The following is a 20,674-nucleotide window of genomic DNA, read 5'->3' on the forward strand; positions in this document are numbered from 1 at the left end:
GGGATGCGAGCACGGCCGATTTGCTCTAGACTGGATCTATGAACAGTCGCGAGGCCATCGACATCCTGAAGGGGCACCGTGCAGAGCTCCAGCGTCGCGGCGTGGCCCACGCTGCAGTGTTCGGATCGACCGTCCGCGCGGAAAACCGGCCGGACAGCGATCTGGATCTGCTGGTCGACATCGACCCTGCGGCCGACATCGGCGTGTATGAATACGTCGCCCTGACCCGGTTCATTGGCGAGCTTTTCCCGGTTCCCGTCGACGTCGCCAATCGTGCGACCCTGCAGCCCCACGTTCGCCCTTCGGCCGAGCGTGAGGCCATCTATGCCTTCTGACAGGGTTTCGCGGGCCCTCGCGGCCATCGAACTCCACGCCGTCGAGGCGCAGCGCTTCCTGAACGGCATGGATCGGGAGGCCTTTCGCGGCGATCGCAAAACCTTCCATGCTGTCACCCGGTGCCTTGAGATCATCAGCGAGGCGACGCGACGCCTCCCGGACGACCTGAAAGGCCGGCATCCCGATCTGCCCTGGCGTGACATCGCCGACGCCGGCAATGTCTATCGGCACGACTACGACAATGTGGCCGCCGACTTCGTCTATCGAACCGTGACCCACGATCTGGACGCCATCCTCAGAATGGCACGTGCCGAACAGGCGAGCCCCGGCTGAACTCCGGGACCGGAGCGCTATCGCCAAATCACCCCTGCCCCGCTAACACCGGCCCATGATCACCGGACCACACCCCTCGGGCGGCTATATCCTCGAAGAACTCCACGCGGGCATGGTGGCCGTCAAGGACGTCACCATCACCGAGGACCGCATCCAGCAGTTCGCCGAGGCGTCCGACGACTTCAATCCGGTCCATATGGACGAGGCTTTCGCGTCGAAGACCGCCTATCGCGGCCGGATCGCCCACGGGCTGCTCAGCGCCTCGTTCGGCTCGGCCGTGGTCGGCACCATCCTGCCCGGCGCGGGGGCCATCTATCTGTCCCAGACCCTGGCCTTCCACCGCCCGGTCCGCATCGGCGATGTGGTCACCGCCCGGATCACCGTGGCCGCCGTCGACCCCGAATCGGCCCGGGTCACCCTGCGCACCGAAGGCTATGTCGGTGACCAGATGATCATGGAGGGCGAGGCCACCGTCCGCGTCCCCCGCCGCCGCCGTCCCGCCCGGGACTGATCGAGGGCCGCCGTGTCCGTTTCCATCGTCACCGGCTGGCAGGGCCTGCCCCCCGAACACCAGGGAGCCGCAGCCGCGCTCGGGGCCTTCGACGGAGTCCACCGCGGCCATCAGGCCGTCATCGCCGCCGCCCGCGACGCCGCCCGTCGCCTTGACGCCCCCCTCGCCGTCGTCAGTTTCGAGCCCCATCCCCGCCGCTGGTTCCAGCCCGGGGCCGCCCCCTTCCGCCTGATGACCCCCGCCCAGATGGCCCGGGCGCTGGAGCCGCTGGGCGTCGATCGCCTGCACCTCTTGCCCTTCGACGCCGACATGGCCGCCATGTCTGACGAGACCTTTGCCCACGACGTTCTGTCCGCCGGTCTCGGTCTGAAACACGCTGCCGTCGGTTTTGACTTCACCTATGGCAAGGGACGCACCGGCTCGCCCGATGGCCTCGCCCGCGCCGGCCGGGATCTGGGTTTCAGCGTCTCGGTGACGGACCGGGTCGATGATCCCGACGGGCTGAAACTGTCGTCCAGCGCGGTGCGCGAGGCGCTCGCTGCCGGCGACATGGACCGCGCCGCCCGGATCCTCGGCCGTCCCTTTGCGCTGGAGGGCGAGGTCATCCACGGCGACAAGCGCGGCCGCACCATCGGCGTGCCCACGGCCAATGTGGCGCTCGGTGACTATATGCGTCCCGCCTACGGGGTCTATGCGACCCGCAGCCGCCTCCCGGACGGCCGGGTCATCGACGGCGTCGCCAATCTGGGCGTCCGTCCGATGTTCGAGACCGCCGATCCCCTGCTGGAGGTCTGGCTGTTCGACTTCGCCGGCGACCTCTACGGCCAGACCCTCGAGACCGACCTCGTCGCCCGCCTGCGCGGCGAGATGAAACTGGACGGCCTCGAGGCCCTCAAGACCCAGATCGACGCCGACGCGGCGGCCGCCCGCGTGGTGCTGGGTCAGAAGGCGTTCCGATAGTCATCGACGAATCCAGGCGACGACTGATCGATCGCCTGAACGATTTCCGGGATCATGCGACCGTAGGCAGTCCTCTCATCGGGGGATTTAGAGAATACCAGTCGTGGCCGGGCACCCGAGTTGTCATAGATCTCGGCAAAGTCAGCCGCGCCCAAAAACCAGGAAAGCTGAACCAGCGACTTGGCGCGACGCTCGCGAATGCGGTCCTCCGGGACGGAATGGCCGCCCTTCTCAACGCGTGTCGCGACCCGTTCGATGTTGATCTCGACGTCTTCCAGATAGACGTAGATCAACTTCACCGCGAAGCCCCGTGCGTGCGCCTGATCGACGAGTGCCCGATACTTTCCGGTCGAAAGCACCGTCTCCACACCGACGGTATGATGAGCTTCGACCGAGGCATAGAGCCATGCTTCGATCCTGCGGACAGCTTCCAGATTGGCCGGCCACGCCGCCAGGCCTTCCTGCTCGCCAATGCGCTTGGCCAGCAAATCCGGATTGATAATCCAGACAGCGCCAAGCGGCTCATCAACCGCCGACATGCCATAGGCGCTGCTCTTCCCGGACCCGTTCGGGCCCGCAATGATCCAGAGCGTTGGGCGCTTAGCGTCGGCTCTGGACACCAGACGCCGAACCGAAGAGGCGCTTGTTCTCTTCGCGGGCCGCCTCGACGTTCTTCGTGAAGACGTAGAGGAAATCCTTGCCGAACTGCGGGCTGTTCGCGTCCACGGCCCGGATCGTGACCTTCTCACCGCTGGCGGTCGTCACCCTGCGCGTCGAGACGCCAGCCGGCTTCCGGCCAGCGCGCCCGGCGTTCTTGTCCTTGATGATCGTAACGTCGGTCATGCCGCCAATATCGGCCCCGGCCCGCCTTTTGACAACCGCCTACCCTGCCGCCTCCGCCACCTTCATCAGCGCGTCATGCAGCGAACCCTGACCGTCGACGTCGACGATGTCGTCGACCTTCCAGTTGCCGCCCTCGCGCACCAGTTTCAGCTCCATTCGCTTCGCCTGACCGGCATTGGTGAAGGCGACATTGGCGTCGGCGGCATTGGCATCGGCCTGGGCCACGGCCAGCGCGGTCACCACGAATTCGCCCTGGTCCTGGCACGTGCAGAAGGGATTGTAGTTCAGGGTCGGGACCTCACCGTTGGCGGCCCGGAAATCCGCCCCGATCAGGGCGTTCATCGTGCGCGAGAAGATCGGATCCCGCCCCGGAGCCGGGGGCTCCCCCTTCGGTCCGCCGTTGACGAACTGGTCGTAGATCGCCCGCACGAACGGCTCGGGGCCCACGGCGGCAGCGGCATAGATCGCCTCCCGGGTGCCGGGGCCGGGCGGGGCCGCCAAGCCCGCGGTGGCGGTGGCCGTGGCCGCCGGCGCGTCGCCTTCGGGAGCACCCGCCGCGTCCGGCGCACAGGCGGTCAGGGCCAGCGCACCTGCCGAAACGAAAATCAGGGTCCGGATCATCTTCAGGTCTCTCCTCTTGTCCATGTCTGCCCGCTGCCCAACGCGCGCGTTAGGCTCAGCCACCGTCTGATGCCGAGGCCTTGATCTCCGCCGTCGAGGCGATCAGCCCCTCGACCATGTTCGGCTGGCCGGCCTGGACATGGCCCTCCCCCCAGACGATGTCGTCGACCGCCCACTGACCGTCCTCCCGGACCAGTTTCAGCGTCTGGCGAACCGTCTGCGGCGGCTCGCCGTTGACGAACACCACGGCGGCATCGGCGCTGTCGGGGCCGGTGGGCGTCACAGCCAGATCGGTCACCGACAACCTGACCCAGTCCTGGCAGGCGCAGATCGGGTCAAAGCCCAGATAGCCCACGCCCTCGGCCGCCTCGAAATTCTCGTCCCACAGCCCCTTCGTCCGGGCGGACCAGACCGCGTCGGTCCGGCCCGACTGGATGTTCGGATCGTCGTGGTAGGCCGCGTACAGTTCGCGGACGAAGGCCTCCGCCCCCTCAGCCTCGGCCGACACCGCCGCTGCCTCCGGCACATCGCCTTGCGTCGGCTGTGGGTCACAAGCCCCCAGCGCCAGGCCGACCACCGCAGCGCCGACAAGACTCATCACACCCTTACGCATCCACTTTTCCCCCTCCGCGGTCGACCCGCGCGAAAGCAGGTTACCGCAACCCCGCGCTTTTCCCAGCCTCCGCGCCCTGATAGGACCTGTCCATGGACGCGCGCCGGATCATTCCGATCGGATTAGCCGCCCGGCGTAGCGCCGACGGGGCCTGACCGCCCCCGCGCCCGCCGGGATTGCCAGCCGACCTCACCCGACGCCCACACGCTTGCCCGAGACTGATCCCATGGCCGACGACGCCCAGACCCCCGACTCCCCGACCGCCCGCGACTATCGCGAGACCGTCTTCCTGCCCGAGACGCCCTTCCCCATGCGCGGCGGCCTGCCCCAGAAGGAACCCCTGATCCTCGAACAGTGGGGCGACCTCTATTCCACCCTGCGCGCCGCCCGACATGCTGAGGGCGCGCCCCTGTACGTCCTCCACGACGGCCCACCCTACGCCAATGGCGACATCCACATCGGCCACGCGCTGAACAAGACGCTGAAGGACTTCGTCGTCCGAAGCCGCTTCCTGCTGGGCTACGACGTCGACTTCGTCCCCGGCTGGGACTGCCACGGCCTGCCGATCGAATGGAAGATCGAGGAACGCTACCGCGCCCAGGGCAAGCGCAAGGACGAGGTCTCCAAGGCCGAGTTCCGCGCCGCCTGCCGCGAATACGCCGCAGGCTGGATCGAGGTCCAGAAGGCCCAGTTCCTGCGCCTCGGCATCACCGGCGACTTCGCCAACCGCTACGCCACGATGGACTATGGCTCCGAGGCCGCCATCGTGAAGGAGTTCCACAAGTTCAAGAACTCCGGCCAGCTCTATCGCGGCTCCAAGCCCGTGATGTGGTCGCCGGTCGAGCGCACGGCCCTGGCCGACGCCGAGATCGAGTACCACGACCACGTCAGCCCCACGATCTGGGTCAAGTTCCCCGTCATCGCCGCCACCGACGACCATCCCGACGACCTGCTGGCCTTCCGCCACCAGACGCCGGCCGTCGTGATCTGGACCACCACGCCCTGGACCATCCCGGCCAACCGCGCCATCAGCTACGGCCCCGAGATCGCCTATGGCCTGTACGAGGTCCAGTCGATGGAACAGGGGCTGGAGTTCGAGCCCTGGGCCAAACAGGGCGACCGGCTGATCCTCGCCGACAAGCTGGCCGAGGAGGTCTTCAAGGCCGCAAAGATCGCCACCTGGACCCGTCTCGACGACCTCAACCCGTCCGGCCTCGTCTGCGCCCACCCCCTGGCCGAGCTGGACGACGGTTACCGCTTCAACGTGCCCCTGCTGGACGGCGACCATGTCACCGACGACGCCGGCACCGGCTTCGTCCACACCGCCCCCGGCCACGGCGCGGACGACTACGACGTCTGGAAGGCCCACGGCCATCACGAGGTCCCCGACACGGTCGATCCCGACGGGGCGTATTATCCGTCCGTCCCCCTGTTCGCCGGCCTCAAGGTGCTGGAGACGGAGGGCAAGAAGACCGGCAAGTTCGGCTCGGCCAACCCCGCCGTGATCGAGAAGCTGATCGAGGCCGGCACCCTGTTGGCCCGCGGACGGCTGGAGCACTCCTATCCGCACAGCTGGCGCTCCAAGGCCCCGGTCATCTTCCGCAACACGCCCCAGTGGTTCATCCGCATGGACAAGGCGCTGGACCACGCCGACGGCGCGACCCTGCGCGAGACGGCGCTGACCGCCATCGACCAGACCGACTTCCACCCCGCCGCCGGCAAGAACCGCATCCGCTCGATGGTCGAGGGTCGCCCCGACTGGCTGATCAGCCGCCAGCGCGCCTGGGGCACGCCTCTGGCCATGTTCGTCGACAAACACACCGGCCACCCGCTGCACGACCCCGAGGTCGACGCCCGCATCGTCGCCGCGATCGAGGAAGGCGGGGCCGACGCCTGGTACACCCGGGCGGACAGCGACTTCCTCGGCCTGCACGACCCGGCCAACTACGAGAAGATCGAGGACATCCTCGACGTCTGGTTCGATTCCGGCTGCACCCACGCCTTCGCCCTTGAGACGCGCGACCCGGCCCACGGCTACACCGGCGACCGCCCCAGCCACTGGCCGGCCAACCTGTATCTGGAAGGCTCGGACCAGCATCGCGGCTGGTTCCAGTCCAACCTGCTGGAAGGCTCGGGCACCCGCGGCCGCGCCCCCTATGACGCCGTCCTGACGCACGGCTTCACCCAGGACGAGAACGGGGAGAAGATGTCCAAGTCGCGGGGCAACACCACCGACCCCGCCGTCGTCATCAAGGAATCCGGCGCCGACATCCTGCGCCTGTGGGTCGCCCTGGTGGACTATGCCGAGGACCAGAGGATCGGCAAACAGATCCTCCAGACCACGGTCGACGCCTATCGCAAGCTGAGGAACACGGTCCGCTACCTGCTGGGGGCCCTGGCCGATTTCGACGAGGCCGAACGCGTCGCCTACGCCGACATGCCGCCGCTGGAGCGATTCATCCTGCACCGGCTGTGGGAGCTCGACCTGCAGGTGCGCGGCGCCTATGAGACCTACCGCTTCCAGGACGTGGTCCGCCCGGTGCTGGAGTTCTGCGCCGGCGACCTGTCGGCCCTGTATTTCGATATCCGCAAGGACAGCCTCTACTGCGACCGCCCCGACGCGATCCGCCGCCGCGCGGCCCGCACCGTGATGCACGAGGTCTTCCTGCGCCTCACCGCCTGGCTGGCCCCCCTCACCCCCTTCACCATGGAGGAGGCCTGGACGACGCGGTATCCGGAGGGCGGCACCAACTGCGCCCGCGTCATTCCGGAGACGCCGGCGGAGTGGCAGAACCCGGACGAGGCGGCACGGTGGGCGAAGGTCGACGTCGTTCTTTCGGTGGTGAACGACTCCTTGGAGGCTGCACGTCGCGACAAGATTATCGGATCATCGCTGGACGCCCACGTCCGCGTCCGTGTGCTCGACGCCTCGATCCTGGACGCCTTCGAGGGATTGGAGGCAGCCGACGTTTTCCGAACAAGCACCTCTGAGTTCAGGAAAGACTGGCCCGTTGGCGGCCCTGACGAGCCTGGTCTGGGCGCTCGTCTGGTCGATGTTGAGCTGTTCCGAATCGAGTCTCCCAAATGCGCCCGTTCCTGGCGCCGCGTCCCCGACGTCGGCTCCGACCCCGCCTACCCTGACCTCAGCGCCCGCGACGCCGACGCCGTCCGCTGGTGGGACGCGAAGCACGGCGCCTAAGCCCTTCCCCGCTTGCGGGGGAAAGCCGTCCGTCTTCGGCCGCAGGCCGAACAGGACGGATGGGGGAATTTTCCTGTCGGAGGTCGGCCAGGAAGGACAGGACTTCCCCCATCGGCCCTGGTCTCGCTTCGCTCGACGACGGGCCACTTTCCCCCGCGAAGGGCGGGGGAAGGGCTTTGTCGCTCCCCCCTTGCCCCCCGCCACGAACCGCCGCTAACTCCCGGCCATGCCCCACGCCCGCCCCGACAGTCTGGAAGCGGCGCTGGCCAAGGTGTTCGAGGATCAGAACACGAAGGCCAGCTGGTTCGCCCTGACCGGCGGAGAGCTGCTGTTCGCGGCCGGCGATGCGCCCGACAGTCTGTACCTCCTGCGCTCCGGCCGGCTCGGCGTCTTCCGCCAGGACGAAAGCCAGCCGCCCCAGTTCCTGGGCGTCATCAAGCCCGGTGAGCCGGTCGGGGAGATGGCCCTGATCGCCGGCAGCCCCCATTCCGCCAGCGTGGTCGCCCTGCGTGACTCCGAAATCCTCGCCCTGCCCGCCGAGGCCTTCTTCGAGGCCGTCCGCACCCGGCCCGACGTCATGATCGAGCTGTCGCGGCTGATGCTGCACCGCGCCCGCGAGCGGGCGCCCGGCGTCACCGAGCCCGGCGTCTTCGGCTTTGTCTCGGTCCGAACCCGGCCCATCCGCGCCTTCGTGGAGCGCGTCGCGGCCCGGATCGAACAGCAGGGTTTCACCTGCCAGATCATCGACCAGTCGGCCCTGTCGTCCGTGGCGGACTGGTTCTCGCGCATGGAGGACAGCCACGACTATGTCCTCTATGTCGCCGAACAGGATGAGCCCTCCTGGGCCAATCTGTGCGCCCGTCAGGTCGACCGGCTGTTCATCGTCGGCGACGCCCTGACCGCCCCGCCCAGGACCATTCCCACCCTGACCGCCCATGGGCTGGAACAGTTCACCGACCTGGTCCTGCTGCGGGATCCCCGCATGTCGCGCCCGGCCAACACCGCCGTCTGGCTGGATGCGGTCCGGCCCGGCCGCTGGTTCCATGCCATGGAGGGCGATGCCGCCGACGCCGCCCGGATCGCCCGGATCGTCACCGGCACCGCCATCGGCCTGGTCCTGTCGGGCGGCGGGGCCCGGGCCTATGCCCACATCGGGGCCCTGCGCGCCCTGCATGAGGCCGGCATGCGGTTCGACTTCCTCGGCGGATCGTCCATGGGGGCCGTCATCGCCGCCGGACCCGCCCTGAACTGGTCCGATGACGAGCTGGACGCCCGCATCCGGCGGGCCTTCGTCCGCTCCGACCCCCTGTCCGACCTCGCCTTCCCGATGATCGCCATGACCCGCTCGCGCAAGGTCGCCGGCCTGCTGGAGGAGGCCTTTGGCGAGATCGACATCGCCGACATGCCCCTGCCCTTCTTCGCCGTCTCGTCCAACCTGACCACGGGCCGGATCGAGGTCCACCGCCGGGGCCTGCTGCGCCGCGCCATGCGGGCCTCCATCTCCATCCCCGGGGTCATGCCGCCCGTCGTCATCGACGGCCATGTCCTGGTCGACGGCGCGGTCATCAAGAACTTCCCCACTGACGTCATGCGCCAGATCAACACCGGCCCCATCGTCGGCGTCGACATGTCCCAGATGCGCGGCGTGGATCCCCAGGCGCTCGAGAATCCCCCGTCGTGGTGGCGATGGATCGCCTCGGGGGCGTGGAAGAAGGGTCCGCCCATCGTCTCGGTGCTGATGCGCGCCGCCACCATCACCAGCGACGCGGACATGGAAAGCTCGCGCGCCGATGCAGACCTGCTGATCCTTCCGATGCCCGAGGGCTCCGACATCCGCGACTGGAAGATCTACGATCCGGTGGTCGCGGCGGGCCGGACGGCCGCGCTCGAGGCCCTGGAGGCCCTCGAGGCTCCCCTGACCCGCCCCGGCAATGTCCGGTCTGCCGCCACCGACGCCCCTGTCACGCCGCAGGCGAGCGCGAACGCGGCCTGACCCGTCAGGCAAGGGGGCAGGGTGTGCCGGTTGTCAGGAAAAGGATGGTACCGCCTCTCAGGCTTGAACTGAGGACCTCCGGTTCCACAAACCGGCGCTCTAACCAACTGAGCTAAGGCGGCGCAGCGTTCCCCCGGGTCTCCGGCCAATCATGGACTGACCGGCCCAAGGGCCATGCGAGGCGCGTGTCTAGCGGGACTGCCCGGCCCGATCAAGACCGACGTGCGTTGTCAGGGCCCTGCCCGCAAAGAAAAACGCCCCGGAGGTTTCCCTCCGGGGCGTTGATCCTGATGATCCCTGCAGCGTCTATTCAGACGCGAGCTGGAACCGGACGTTGAAGTTCACGCGACCCCCGGTGGCCACGCCATCGACGGTCCGCGGGGACAGTCGGGCGCGACGGGCGGCGCGGAGCGCTTCGGCACCGAATCCGGCACCCGTGGGGCTCTCGGAAACGATCTGGCAGTCCGTCATCGAACCGTTCGGCTGAACGGCGCAGTTCATGGACACCGAACCGCTCTCGATGTTCCGCTGGGCCGCGCGATCGGGGAACTCCGGCGTCGGGCGCGAGGCCCAGGACGGGTTCGAGATCACAGGCGGACGGACCGGAGCCGGCGGAGCAGGCGGAGGCGGCGGACCGGGGACGATCACGGGCGGGCCCGTGTATTCGACGCGGTCTTCCTTCTTCGTCGGCTCGATCGGAAGCGTCACCGGCGGCGGCGGGGCCTGGGTGTTCACCACCGGCTCGCGCACCTGAAGCTTGGGCGGCGGCGGGGTGTCAGGCGGAGGCGGCGGCGGCGGCGGCGGCGGCGGGGGCGGGATCGGTTCAACGATCTCGACCTCCACGGCCTCGTCCGAATACTCCTGCATCTTCAACTCGAACTTGGTCTTCTGGATGAAGAAGACCAGGACCGCGAAGAGGACGATCACGACAGAAAGGGCAACCAGCCAAAGCCCGGGGGAGACCCCCATGAAGCCTTTCCTGCGGGGAGCGTCATAGCGACTGCGATGATACTCAACGGGTGTGTCTGTCATCATCAACCTCCCGGCGGCGTCGAGTTGTCTTCGCCGACCAGGGCGACGGAGTAGAAGCCGTTGTCCTGCAGGGCGTTCATGACCTGCATGAAGTCGCCATACCGGGTCTGCTGGTCACCACGGATGAAGATACGCTCTTCCTCCGGGTTACGCGTCCGGATCAGACGACGCAGATCGTCACCGAGCTGGGCTGGGCTGCTGCGTCCGTCACCGATGAACACGTCGCCATCGCTCTGGATGGAGATGAACACCGGCTTGGGCGGATTCTCCTGCGGAGGGGCCACGGCCGTCGGCAGCTTCACCTCAACCGACACGGTGGCCAGCGGGGCCGCCACCATGAAGATGATGAGGAGAACGAGCATGATATCAACGAAAGGCGTAACGTTGATATCGCTCTGCTGCTCGACTTGATACTTGCCGCCGCCGCCACCGGAAAGTTTGGCGGCCATCCGGCTTACGCTCCCTTTTCGAGTTGACGCGAGACGGCGTTCATCAGCTCGGCATTGAAGCCGTCAGAACGGTTGCCGTAGGCGGCGATACGGGTGTTGAAGTAGTTGAAGAAGATAACCGCCGGGATAGCGGCGAACAGGCCGATACCGGTCGCCAGCAGCGCCTCGGCGATACCGGGGGCGACGACGGCCAGGTTGGTCGTGTTCGACTCGGCGATCCCGATGAACGAGTTCATGATCCCGTAAACGGTACCGAACAGACCGACGAACGGACCGGTCGAACCGACCGAGGCCTGGAACTGCTGGCCCGTCGACAGGCGACCGGCGAGACCGGCCTGCACCGCCGAAACGGCGAGCTGGGCGCGCATCACCACCGAGTTCACGGTGTTCGCCAGTGACCGAGAGACCCGCCTGGCGGGACAGTTCGATTTCGTCGGTCGCCGCGGCGGCCATGTCGGCCAGCGGGTTGCCGTCGAACTCGTCGGAGGTCGCGACCTTGCGCATGTCCGCAATCGTGCGGGTGCCGCGGAAGGCTTCCAGGAAGCGGTCGGTCTTGCGGTTCAGACCACCCAGTTCGAGCAGTTTGATGATCAGCAGGGTCCAGGAGAAGATCGAGGCCAGCAGCAGGCCGATCATCACGACCTTCACCACCGGGGTGGCGATCATGAACATGCTGATCGGGGTCAGGCTGCCGCCGTGACCACCGCCGGTGGCTTCGGCGACGGACGCCGGATCGGTTTCTGTGGCCGGAGCTGCTTCAGCCGGGGCCGGCGTGGCGGCGGCCGGGGTCGCCGGAGCGGCGGTGGTCGCAGCTTCAGGAGCGGCCGGGGCTTGCGCCAGAGCCGGCGAGCTCGCCATCAGGACGGCGGCGCCGGCCAGGGCCAGAAGGGTGTTGGTCTTGTTCATGTGTCGCCAGTTCCTGCTTTTTGGTCTGACTCGTGGAACCCTGGAAATACAACGCGTCAGAACGCTGCATCCCCTGATGAAATCGGTTGTGTCCCGCCGGCCGACCGCGAGGACCGGACGGCGAAACGCCTTCTGTCGCATCCGGTTGCCCGAGGGCCCCAGCGGCGGGTTGGTCGAAGCCTTCAGGACCTAGGCCCGGCGGGCGTTCGGCCGCTCACATAAAGAAAGCGTCAAGCTCCTTTGGCGAACCGATACCAGAGCGTCAAGGGCGCAGAGGTGCTTTTCACCCCTTGGGCGAGCATGAGGTGCAAAACCGCGCAATGTCTTACCACTGCTGCATTTCAGCGTTAGGTTAACGACCCCCGCGTGGTCCGACAAGTGGTCGATGCTGACGCAGGGGAAAGGTGGTGCCTGGGGGCGGATTCGAACCACCGACACGCGGATTTTCAATCCGCTGCTCTACCAACTGAGCTACCCAGGCGCAGGCGTCTAAACGCGAGAGCGGGGTCTATAGGCGAGCCGAAACGGGGTGTCCAGCCGGTTCAGTCATCACTTTCCGGATCGGCGTCCGGGACCGCTTCATCGGTCTCGGGCAGCACATAGGCCCCGACCAGCCAGCGCTGCAGATCGACGTCGGCACAGCGCTTCGAACAGAAGGGCTTGTAAGCCTCCACAGTGGGATTGCGCCGACAGATGGGACAGGTGGCCAAGACGTCAGTCCTCCGAAATCACAAAACGTCCGGGGGCCAGCGCCGGATCCGCCTGTACGATGGCCCGCGGTCCCAGACGGGCCGCCAGCGGGGCCGCCAGCGCCGCCTCGTCCGGCGCACACCGCGCCACCAGTCGCGGCGTGCCCGTATCACACAACAGATCGTGCCGCAGGGCGCGCACGACCGCGATCGCGCGGCTCAGCAACGACGGCCGGCCGCTGGCGTCGTTCAGCACCTCCTCCACCGGCCGCGCGCGCCACGGCAGGGCCAATTGCAGCACGCCGAAGCGGCTCATCGGACCGAACGTCGCGCCATCGCCGTCGAAGGCCGCTTTCGCCATCGCCCCGACCTCGGCCGGATCCAGCGCCGTCCCCACCAGATCCACGACCACCAGCCCGCCCCAGCCCTTCAGCCGGATCATCCGCGCCGTCTGTTCCAGCCCGTACCGGTTGGCCTCCGCCCGCCCCTTTCGCGCGTCGCGGCCTGCAGCCGGGGCATGGTCGATGTCCACCGCGATCAGGGCCCGGGTCCGCTGCACCGCGACATCCAGCCCCCGGTCGGTGAAGACTTCGCCGGACGCCAGCGCCGCCTCCTCCGCCTCGCGACTGGCCCGGATGGCCTCGATGCCTCTCACGGGCTCCACCCCGGGCGCCAGGGCCTGCAGCTGGGCCACGACGTCGGGGCCAGGCGTGATCAGGCCGACCGACCCCGATGGTGCCCCCAGACGCCGCAGCGTTGGGCCCTTGGCCTCGCGCGGCGCCGCGGTCACCTCGATCTCGACCCCCTCCCCGACCCGCACGGTCTGGCCCTTGCCCAGCGGCAGGAAGCCCGCCGGTCCCGCCCCGCCCAGATCGACGAAGGCGGCCCTCAGGGCGGGCTCGACCCGGGTGACCCGGCCCACTCCTCGCGCCCCCGGCCGGTGCATGGGCGATTCGTCCTCGCGTTGCAGGATCAGCCGCTCGTACCGGCCGTTCCGCACGACCACGCCCCGAACCTCGCCGGGCGTGTCGTCCAGAAAGACCTCGATGCCGCTCACGACCGCGCGGGATCGGGCCGCCAGCCGGCCCCCGCCAGCAGATTGACCGTCTCCGGCAATGGCAGGCCCATCACCGCCGGATGGCTGCCGATGATCTTCAGCACGAAGGCGGCCGCCGGGCCCTGGATGCCATACCCCCCGGCCTTGCCGCGCCAGTCCCCCCCGGCGACATAGGCGGCGATCTCGGCCTCGGACAGGCGTTTGAACGCCACCCGGGTCTCGACGCAACGATGGGTGACCCGTTCGCCCGCCGCCACGGACACCGCCGTGAACACCCGGTGATTGCGCCCCGACAGCAGCCGCAGGAACCGCTCCGCCTCCGCCGCGTCGGCAGGCTTCTCCAGCAGGCGTCGGCCGACCGCCACCACCGTGTCGGCGGCGATCACGACCGCACCCGGCGCACGCGCGGCCACGGCCTGCGCCTTGGTCCGCGCCAGCCGCACGGCCAACCGCGGCGGCGTCTCGTCCTTCAGCGGGGTCTCGTCGATGTCGGCGGGGTCAATACGATCGGGAGTGATCCCGATCAGCGCCAGCAGTTCGATGCGGCGCGGGCTGGCCGAGGCCAGCACCAGTTCGGGACGCGTCAAGCGCGCGCCCTTACTTGAAGCGATAGGTGATGCGACCCTTGGTCAGGTCATAGGGGGTCATCTCGACCAGCACCTTGTCCCCGGCCAGCACGCGGATGCGGTTCTTGCGCATCTTGCCGGCGGTGTGGGCGATGATCTCGTGGTCGTTCTCAAGCGTCACCCGAAAGGTGGCGTTCGGCAGCAGTTCGCTGACCGTGCCGGGAAACTCCAGCAGTTCTTCCTTGGCCATGCGGCCTCCCGCGCCCTGTGAATACGAATCAAGGCCCGCGCCGGACGAAGCGCGAGCCGCAAGAAGTCGGCGCTAATGCACGAAATCCGCGCGTTAGTCGAGTTCGTCAGCGACGAACCGGACGGTCCGCGTCCGAAGGGGGCCCAGCGTTTGCTTTCAGCACCGCCACATCCGCCTTCAGACCGCTCACCTCGGACGCCATCAGATCGATCTTGGACGACACGCGATCGAAGCCTGCGTCGAGCTTGGCGGCCAGCGACAGATATCCGGCCCCGAACATCACGATGATGAAGACGAAGGCGGCACCGAAGGCCAAAAGGAGCGCGCGATGATCGCGCTCAAGCGTCCCGATCCGGTCGCTGGTCGATGATTGCCATGCGCTCATGGGTTGAGGATGGCTCTGAATGTCACGGGATTCAAGATCGCCCCTTGTCCCCGGCCTCCGTAGGCCTCAGCGCCGGTAGAGCGCGCACACCAGCGTAAACAGCCGCCGGGCCGTCTCGTGGTCGATCGCGACCTTGCCCTCCAGCCGGGCCTTCAGCAGCTCGGCCCCCTCGTTGTGCAGACCGCGCCGGCCCATGTCGACGGCCTCGATCTGGCTGGCCGACGAGCCGCGCAACGCCTCGTAATAGCTGTCGCAGATCATCAGATAGTCCTTCAGCACGCTCTTCAGCGGCGTCAGCGACAGGGCATAGGTCCGCACGAAGTCCGGGGCCGCGATGTCGAACACCAGCCGGTTGTCCTGCAGCGACAGTTTCAGGTCATAGGGCCCCTCGCCGGCCCCCTCGGGCTCGAACAGGTTTTTCTCGACAAGGTCGAAGATGGCCACGCGCCGCTCATGCTCGATCTCGGCCGTGGCCGACGGCAGCGTCGCCTCGTCCAGAACGACGGACGCCAGCCTGTGATCGCTCATGACGCCTCCTCCGGGGGATCGAGATGCGTTGGTGCCACTCGCGCCGGCCAGCGGTCCGACAGGTCGGTGACCACCGCGTCGAGGCATTCAACGTCCACCCTCAGGTCCCCGCCCCCGGCGAACATCAGGATGACCCGTCCGCCCGGGGCCTCGCCCTCGATGAAATGGATGGCCAGCAGCTCCAGCGGCGTGTCGGGCAGCCGCGGCAGCCCCCGGCTCTTGACCGCCTCCACGTCGCCGAACTGCATCGCCGCCCGCACCCGGGTCCCGCCGCACTCCCAGCAGAACCGGCTCAGTTCGATCGTCAGCCGCCGCGCGCCCTTCTCCCAGACGATGTCGGCCGGTCTCAGGATGGCGTCCTGCAGCGCCGCCGAGATGATGGCCAGATCCTCGTCGTCCTCGGCCAGAAGGCGCAGGGGTGTATTGGCCGCGTTGGTCGCCGCCCGGATCGCCTCCTGCTCCTCGGCCTCGAACGCCTCAGTGGTCATCACCCGGTCCCTCGACCGGCGGGCCCGCAACCCGCCTTATGTCCGCCCCGCACGCCCCGAGCTTTTCCTCGAGTTGCTCGAAGCCGCGATCCAGATGATAGACGCGACCGATGGTGGTTTCACCCTCCGCCACCAGACCGGCGATCACCAGGCTGACCGAGGCCCGCAGGTCCGTCGCCATGACCGGCGCGCCCTTCAGCCGCTCGACCCCCGTGACCCGCGCCTCACCCGCATGGACCGAGATGTCGGCCCCCAGCCGCGCCAGCTCCGGCGCATGCATGAACCGGTTCTCGAAGATGTTCTCGTGGATGACGCTGACCCCGTCGGCCGTGGTCATCAGGGTCATGAACTGGGCCTGCAGATCGGTGGCGAAGCCCGGATAGACCTCGGTCGCCACATCCACGGCCTTCAGCCGCTGGCCCGGATCGCGTTTCACGATCACCCCGTCGGCCGTCGGCGTGATCTCCACCCCCGCCTCCACCAGCCGGTCGGTCAGGGCCGTGATCAGCTCGGCCCGCCCCCGCGTCAGCCGCACCTCGCCCCCCGCCATGGCGGCGGCACAGACATAGGACCCCATCTCGATCCGGTCGGGAATCACCGACCACTCGCCCCCGCCCAGCGAGGTCACGCCCTCGATCACCAGGGTGTCGGTATCGATCCCCTCGATCTTCGCGCCCATCATCACCAGACAGCGCGCCAGATCGCCGATCTCCGGCTCGCGCGCCGCGCGCTTCAGCACCGTGGTGCCCCGCGCCAGCACCGCCGCCATCAGGGTGTGTTCGGTGGCCCCGACCGACACGAAAGGAAACTCGATCTCCGCGCCGCGCAGACCGGCCGGAGCCTGGGCCGAGACATAGCCCTCCTCCAGCTCGATCACAGCGCCCAGCCGCGTCAGGGCGTCGATATGCAGGTCGACCGGCCGCGCCCCGATGGTGCAGCCGCCCGGCAGCGACACCTTGGCATGGCCCGTGCGCGCCAGCAGCGGCCCCAGCACATTGAAGCTGGCCCGCATCTGCCGCACCAGATCATAGGGGGCGAAGGTGGAGGTGATCTCGCGCGCGTCGAACAGGGTCTCCTGCTCCACCCCGTGACCGTTCTCGGTCACCACAACCCCGAACGACTGCAGCAACCGGCCGAGGAATTTCGTGTCCGCCAGCCGGGGCATGTTGGTCAGCCGCAGCGGCTGGTCGGTCAGGATCGACGCCGCCATTAGCTTGATGGCCGAATTCTTCGCGCCGCTGACCGGAATGTCGCCGTGCAGCGGGCCGTTGCCGTGAACCGTAATACTGTCCATGTCGTCCCTGACGTCCGCAGGGAGAAGGCCCGGCGAGCCGGCTATCTAGCCCGGCCGCACGCGGATGCGAAAGGGCCTTCCCTCTCCCGGCGGGAGAGGGCTTGAGCGTCCGGGAGCGCAGCGATCGGAAACGCGAAAGGGTGAGGGGCACCCCGCCAGCCGTTGCGCACCGACCCCTCACCCTTTCGCACAAGGACGATCACTGCGTGATCGTGTGCTCAAGCCCTCTCCCACAGGGAGAGGGATCGTGAATGTCAGTTGTCCTGCCGCCCCGCCCCGGGCTTGACCGCCTTGCGCCGGCGCAGATTGTCCCGCAGCGCGCTGGCCAGACGGCGGGTCCGTTCCACCTTCGCGATCTGCTCCGGTGTTTTCGCCGGCGCGACGGGCGGAACAGGCGGGTTGGGCACGGAAGACTCGGGCGGTTCGGTCATGCCGACACTCAGCCCGCGGAAATCTTCCACGGCAAGCGGATTATGGGCTTCCCCCCCGCGATGTGAGTGGCTATACGGCCGCTTCCTCAGAACAGGCCGCCGTAGCTCAGTGGTAGAGCGCATCCTTGGTAAGGCTGAGGTCGTGGGTTCGATTCCCCCCGGCGGCACCATCTGAAACGACAAGGCCCGGTCGCGAGACCGGGCCTTTTGCGTTTCAGTGGCTCAATCCTCGGCGGAGATCCGCTCGCGGCGATCCTTGTCCTCGTCCCAGCGGAACCCGAGGGACATCGACCGGCCCGACCGGGACCCCGCTCCGTAGCCGTACCCGGCCCCGTAGAATGGATCCCTCACGCCGAACGGCCCGCCGTAGCCATAGCCATAGCCATAGCCCGGGTCGCCATAGCCGTAGCCGGGATACCCCCAGCCGTTCTTCGTCTGGCTGTAGCTCAGGTCCAGCCGCCCGTTCTCGCCGACCGGCAGGGAGACCCCCACGGACACCGAGGAATAGTCGTCCGTCCCGATCGAGCCGCTGACGAAGCCGTGCATCTTCCGGTCGTCACCCGGCCCCATCGAATTGGCGAACGGGGCCACGTCCCGCCCGGGGGCGGAGATCCAGCGGTCGATCTGCTCCGCCGTGGTCAGTTGCTGAGCCGTCACCTGACCGGCCAGGGCGGCGTCCGGCCGGGCCTCGGGGGTCGGGGCCACAGCGCCCACGACCACCGCCCCGGTCCCGTTCGGGGCCGTCGTCACCACGCCATCGGGATCACTTGCGGTGATCAAGGAGGCCAGGACAAGCGCGGTCAGCATGGGCAGAACTCCGGACTGGGGATCATCCTAACCCGGAATGAGGCCGGAGCGTGATGGCCCGGTTTCATCCCCGTCACGCCACGCCGTCGCCGCGCCCCAGCGGATCGGGCAACGGCCGCCCCGCCTCCACGAAGGTCAGGGCCACCGAGTTGATGCAGTAGCGCAGGCCGGTCGGCGGCGGCCCGTCCGGGAACACATGGCCCTGATGCCCGCCGCAGCGCGCGCAGACCGTCTCGGTCCGCACCATGCCATAGGACCGGTCGACGATGGCGGTCACATGGGCCTCATCCACCGGCTCGGTGAAACTGGGCCAGCCGGTGCCGCTCTCGAACTTGGTCGTGGCCCGGAACAGGGGCAGGCCGCACTGGCGGCAGACATAGACGCCCGCCCGCTTCTCGCCCAGCAGCACCCCGCAGAACGGGGCCTCGGTGCCGTGCGACAGCAGGACGCGCTTCTCCTCCGCGTTCAGATCGGCCTCCAGCGCCACGCGCTGGCCCTCCGACGGCGGCGTCAGATCGAAGCCGGAGGCGGAACGGAGGGCGTGGGTTTCGGTGATGTCGGTCATGCGCCCAATGTGGGTGTAGAGACGACGCGACGCCAGTCACCTCTCCATTCGCGCAGGCGAATGGGGAGGACAGGTCGGAGCGTCAGCGACGACCAGGAGGGGGCGACTCAAACGAAGAGGGGGCCCCCGGCCAGACCCGGTTGCCCCCTCCTGATCGCTTCGCGATCGGTCCTCCCCCTTTGCCTGCGCGAACGGGGAGGTGATGCATCGCGTCAGCCGCCGAACAGCGTGCCGACCCAGGCCCGCACGGCCGTCTCATCGGCCGGGTTGCCCGAATAGGCCAGGCCCTCGGCCGGGGTGAAGGGCTGGTTGTTGCCGCGCTGGCGGCTGGTCCAGGCCTTGTGGCCATAGCTCAGGTCCGAATAGTTGGACGGCAGGCGCTCGATGGTCGGCTCGATGAAGATGCTGTCCGTCGCCGTGGTCGATCCGGCGATGCGCACGTTCGGCAGGCGGGTCAGCAGGTCCAGCGTGTCGAGGCAGCCGCCCGAGCAGCCGGCGTCCACCAGCACCACGACGGGGCCCTGGACCGGGTTCGGCGCGCCGGTGTCCGGCACCGCCGCGCGGCCCGGCAGGGTGAAGGTCTGCTGTCCGGCGGCGATCGCCGCGTCAAAGGCGGCGACGATCTCACGCGTCTGCTCGATCACCGGGGTCGATTCCTGCACGAAGCGGGGATCGGCCTCCATCCGGCCGAGCGTCTCGGCGTACCAGTCGCGGTTGCCCTGGGTAGCGCGATAGGTGATCTCGCCGGCGGCCGGCTGGCGGCTGACGGTGAACTCCGGCGTCCAGATGCGGTTGGCCAGGCCGTAGCCGCGCGCGGTCGAGGTGTAGGCCGACGAGCCCGAGGCGGCGCGCAGGTCCAGCACAAAGCCCTGCGGCCCGCGCAGGGCTGACACCTGACCCTCGACCTGGGTGTTGAAGGCGTCCCAGGCCGTGCCGTCGGCGAAGGAATGGACATGCACCCACGGGCGACCGTCAACGGTCTCGACGGCCAGCGGCGTCGCCGGCGGCATATAGACGGTCGCGCGATAGGCCGCTTCCAGATCGCCGGCCACGATCGGCACGGGGCGGAGCTCGACGGCGCGCGCACGGCCGCGGCCGCCCCGCTGGAACTCGCAGGTCGAGGGCACGCCGCCGGCGAAGGGGTTGTTGCGGTTCCACAGCAGATAGGGGGCCGAGGTCACGCGACCGGCCTCGGTCTCCAGATTGCCTTCCCACTTGTCCAGCTTGGCGCGGGCGAAGTCCTCGATCGGCGTCAGATTGCAGGAGACCACGACATCGCCGATGCGCGGGGCATTGCGCACGCCCGGCTTCACATAGGTGACCTCATAGCGGCCGTTGCGCCAGCCGGTGGCCACGCCGGGCCAGCTGGTCCCGAAATAGGGCCCCAGGCCCTCGAAGGTCGGCCGGATGGCGATGTTGGAGTCGCGGAAGCCGGCGGCGTAGTAGCGCATCAGATAGGCGTGGGCGTCGCCGGAGTTGACCTGGCCCGTCCGGCCCTGGGCGTCCGCCAGACCGCTGTCGATCCAGCTGCGGAAGGTGTCACCCGCCGCGCCGGGGATCACTGCGGCAGGGTGATTGGCGCTCAATTCGTCATGGGCGGCCTGAAGATCGGTCTGGGCCAGCTGGCGGAAGTCCTGGGCGGATGCCGCGCCCGCGACAAGCACGAGGGCAGCCGCCGAGGCAGCGGTCAGAAAACGGGTCATAAAGCGAACTCCAGGGCCGGGGATGCGAAGGATCGCGGGAGTTAAAGCCGATTAAGGTCCGCCTTGCCAACCCGGATCGCGATGTTGTGTCGCTTCGTGCATCGGGCGAACCCTC

Annotated in this window: 24 protein-coding genes, 3 tRNA genes and 1 pseudogene; 7 read left to right on the forward strand and 21 right to left on the reverse strand. The window is 68.3% G+C overall.

What is annotated here, in order from left to right; genetic code table 11:
* Positions 1-38: 38 nt before the first annotated feature.
* Genes SJY26_RS14685 through SJY26_RS14700 form a run of 4 tightly spaced genes read left to right on the forward strand, consistent with a single transcriptional unit; the run spans position 39 to position 2,140 of the window.
* On the forward strand, positions 39-335 hold the full coding sequence (locus SJY26_RS14685; RefSeq protein ID WP_305639212.1) for a nucleotidyltransferase family protein: 297 nt from the start codon (positions 39-41) through the stop codon (positions 333-335).
* Positions 325-669 carry a DUF86 domain-containing protein gene (locus SJY26_RS14690; RefSeq protein ID WP_396593744.1) on the forward strand — a complete coding sequence of 115 codons (345 nt, stop codon included), beginning with the start codon at positions 325-327 and terminating at the stop codon, positions 667-669. Before SJY26_RS14685 ends, SJY26_RS14690 begins: the two co-directional genes overlap by 11 nt.
* Positions 670-727: 58 nt before the next feature.
* Positions 728-1,180, forward strand: a complete 453-nt coding sequence (locus SJY26_RS14695) for a MaoC family dehydratase (protein WP_396595775.1) — start codon at positions 728-730, stop codon at positions 1,178-1,180.
* Positions 1,181-1,192: 12 nt separating this feature from the next.
* Positions 1,193-2,140 (forward strand): bifunctional riboflavin kinase/FAD synthetase, encoded by a 948-nt coding sequence (locus tag SJY26_RS14700; RefSeq protein ID WP_396593745.1) that lies wholly within the window; start codon positions 1,193-1,195, stop codon positions 2,138-2,140.
* Here SJY26_RS14700 and SJY26_RS14705 read toward each other — a convergent pair.
* Genes SJY26_RS14705 through SJY26_RS14720 form a run of 4 tightly spaced genes read right to left on the reverse strand, consistent with a single transcriptional unit; the run spans position 2,122 to position 4,217 of the window.
* Entirely contained in the window at positions 2,122-2,760 is a 639-nt protein-coding gene (locus tag SJY26_RS14705) for a zeta toxin family protein (protein ID WP_396593746.1), read from the reverse strand. The genes SJY26_RS14700 and SJY26_RS14705 overlap by 19 nt on opposite strands.
* Positions 2,741-2,983 (reverse strand): hypothetical protein, encoded by a 243-nt coding sequence (locus tag SJY26_RS14710; protein WP_396593747.1) that lies wholly within the window; start codon positions 2,981-2,983, stop codon positions 2,741-2,743. Before SJY26_RS14710 ends, SJY26_RS14705 begins: the two co-directional genes overlap by 20 nt.
* 39 nt (positions 2,984-3,022) lie before the next feature.
* Positions 3,023-3,604: a DUF3828 domain-containing protein gene (locus tag SJY26_RS14715; protein ID WP_396593748.1), complete on the reverse strand. Its 582-nt coding sequence runs from the start codon at positions 3,602-3,604 to the stop codon at positions 3,023-3,025.
* A 55-nt stretch (positions 3,605-3,659) separates the two neighbouring features.
* Positions 3,660-4,217, reverse strand: coding sequence for a DUF3828 domain-containing protein (locus SJY26_RS14720; RefSeq protein ID WP_396593749.1), 558 nt, complete (start codon positions 4,215-4,217; stop codon positions 3,660-3,662).
* A gap of 226 nt (positions 4,218-4,443) precedes the next feature.
* Between SJY26_RS14720 and ileS the strand changes: the two genes are divergently transcribed.
* Positions 4,444-7,416, forward strand: a complete 2,973-nt coding sequence (gene ileS / locus SJY26_RS14725; RefSeq protein WP_396593750.1) for an isoleucine--tRNA ligase — start codon at positions 4,444-4,446, stop codon at positions 7,414-7,416.
* A 226-nt stretch (positions 7,417-7,642) separates the two neighbouring features.
* Entirely contained in the window at positions 7,643-9,409 is a 1,767-nt protein-coding gene (locus SJY26_RS14730) for a patatin-like phospholipase family protein (protein WP_396593751.1), read from the forward strand.
* Between the two features lie 45 nt (positions 9,410-9,454).
* On the opposite strand, the gene SJY26_RS14735 is transcribed toward SJY26_RS14730, so the two are convergent.
* The 14 genes and pseudogenes from SJY26_RS14735 to SJY26_RS14800 form a co-directional block, all read right to left on the reverse strand.
* Positions 9,455-9,531: transfer RNA gene (locus SJY26_RS14735), tRNA-His, on the reverse strand.
* 184 nt (positions 9,532-9,715) lie between these two features.
* Positions 9,716-10,378, reverse strand: a complete 663-nt coding sequence (locus SJY26_RS14740) for a TonB family protein (RefSeq protein WP_396593752.1) — start codon at positions 10,376-10,378, stop codon at positions 9,716-9,718.
* A gap of 65 nt (positions 10,379-10,443) precedes the next feature.
* Positions 10,444-10,890, reverse strand: coding sequence for an ExbD/TolR family protein (locus SJY26_RS14745; RefSeq protein WP_396593753.1), 447 nt, complete (start codon positions 10,888-10,890; stop codon positions 10,444-10,446).
* Between the two features lie 5 nt (positions 10,891-10,895).
* A pseudogene (locus tag SJY26_RS14750) lies at positions 10,896-11,796 on the reverse strand (MotA/TolQ/ExbB proton channel family protein).
* Positions 11,797-12,201: 405 nt separating this feature from the next.
* A tRNA-Phe gene (locus tag SJY26_RS14755) sits at positions 12,202-12,277 on the reverse strand.
* Positions 12,278-12,338: 61 nt separating this feature from the next.
* Complete coding sequence (locus SJY26_RS14760) at positions 12,339-12,506, reverse strand: DNA gyrase inhibitor YacG (protein ID WP_396593754.1); 168 nt, start codon at positions 12,504-12,506, stop codon at positions 12,339-12,341.
* A 4-nt stretch (positions 12,507-12,510) separates the two neighbouring features.
* Complete coding sequence (locus SJY26_RS14765) at positions 12,511-13,542, reverse strand: ribonuclease E/G (RefSeq protein WP_396593755.1); 1,032 nt, start codon at positions 13,540-13,542, stop codon at positions 12,511-12,513.
* Entirely contained in the window at positions 13,539-14,129 is a 591-nt protein-coding gene (locus SJY26_RS14770; protein ID WP_396593756.1) for a Maf family protein, read from the reverse strand. Before SJY26_RS14770 ends, SJY26_RS14765 begins: the two co-directional genes overlap by 4 nt.
* A gap of 10 nt (positions 14,130-14,139) precedes the next feature.
* Positions 14,140-14,358: a translation initiation factor IF-1 gene (gene infA / locus SJY26_RS14775; protein WP_008261544.1), complete on the reverse strand. Its 219-nt coding sequence runs from the start codon at positions 14,356-14,358 to the stop codon at positions 14,140-14,142.
* Positions 14,359-14,464: 106 nt separating this feature from the next.
* Positions 14,465-14,743: a hypothetical protein gene (locus SJY26_RS14780; protein ID WP_396593757.1), complete on the reverse strand. Its 279-nt coding sequence runs from the start codon at positions 14,741-14,743 to the stop codon at positions 14,465-14,467.
* Positions 14,744-14,809: 66 nt separating this feature from the next.
* The gene (locus SJY26_RS14785; protein ID WP_396593758.1) at positions 14,810-15,271 is read right to left on the reverse strand and encodes a UPF0262 family protein; all 462 of its coding nucleotides are present in this window, start codon (positions 15,269-15,271) and stop codon (positions 14,810-14,812) included.
* Entirely contained in the window at positions 15,268-15,759 is a 492-nt protein-coding gene (locus SJY26_RS14790; protein WP_396593759.1) for a DUF2948 family protein, read from the reverse strand. The genes SJY26_RS14785 and SJY26_RS14790 overlap by 4 nt, the downstream gene beginning before the upstream one ends.
* Positions 15,749-17,053 (reverse strand): UDP-N-acetylglucosamine 1-carboxyvinyltransferase, encoded by a 1,305-nt coding sequence (gene murA / locus SJY26_RS14795; protein ID WP_396593760.1) that lies wholly within the window; start codon positions 17,051-17,053, stop codon positions 15,749-15,751. Before murA ends, SJY26_RS14790 begins: the two co-directional genes overlap by 11 nt.
* 254 nt (positions 17,054-17,307) lie before the next feature.
* Positions 17,308-17,484, reverse strand: a complete 177-nt coding sequence (locus SJY26_RS14800; RefSeq protein ID WP_396593761.1) for a hypothetical protein — start codon at positions 17,482-17,484, stop codon at positions 17,308-17,310.
* 95 nt (positions 17,485-17,579) lie between these two features.
* On the opposite strand from SJY26_RS14800, the gene SJY26_RS14805 reads away from it, so the two are divergent.
* Positions 17,580-17,654 (forward strand) — tRNA-Thr (locus tag SJY26_RS14805).
* Between the two features lie 52 nt (positions 17,655-17,706).
* Here the strand turns inward: SJY26_RS14805 and SJY26_RS14810 are convergent.
* The 3 genes from SJY26_RS14810 to SJY26_RS14820 form a co-directional block, all read right to left on the reverse strand.
* On the reverse strand, positions 17,707-18,291 hold the full coding sequence (locus SJY26_RS14810) for a hypothetical protein (RefSeq protein WP_396593762.1): 585 nt from the start codon (positions 18,289-18,291) through the stop codon (positions 17,707-17,709).
* Positions 18,292-18,364: 73 nt separating this feature from the next.
* Entirely contained in the window at positions 18,365-18,856 is a 492-nt protein-coding gene (gene msrB, locus SJY26_RS14815; RefSeq protein ID WP_396593763.1) for a peptide-methionine (R)-S-oxide reductase MsrB, read from the reverse strand.
* Between the two features lie 212 nt (positions 18,857-19,068).
* The gene (locus SJY26_RS14820; protein WP_396593764.1) at positions 19,069-20,559 is read right to left on the reverse strand and encodes a hypothetical protein; all 1,491 of its coding nucleotides are present in this window, start codon (positions 20,557-20,559) and stop codon (positions 19,069-19,071) included.
* Positions 20,560-20,674: the final 115 nt, after the last annotated feature.

The sequence above is a fragment of the Brevundimonas sp. R86498 genome, from assembly GCF_044598075.1.
Taxonomy (GTDB): Bacteria; Pseudomonadota; Alphaproteobacteria; order Caulobacterales; family Caulobacteraceae; genus Brevundimonas.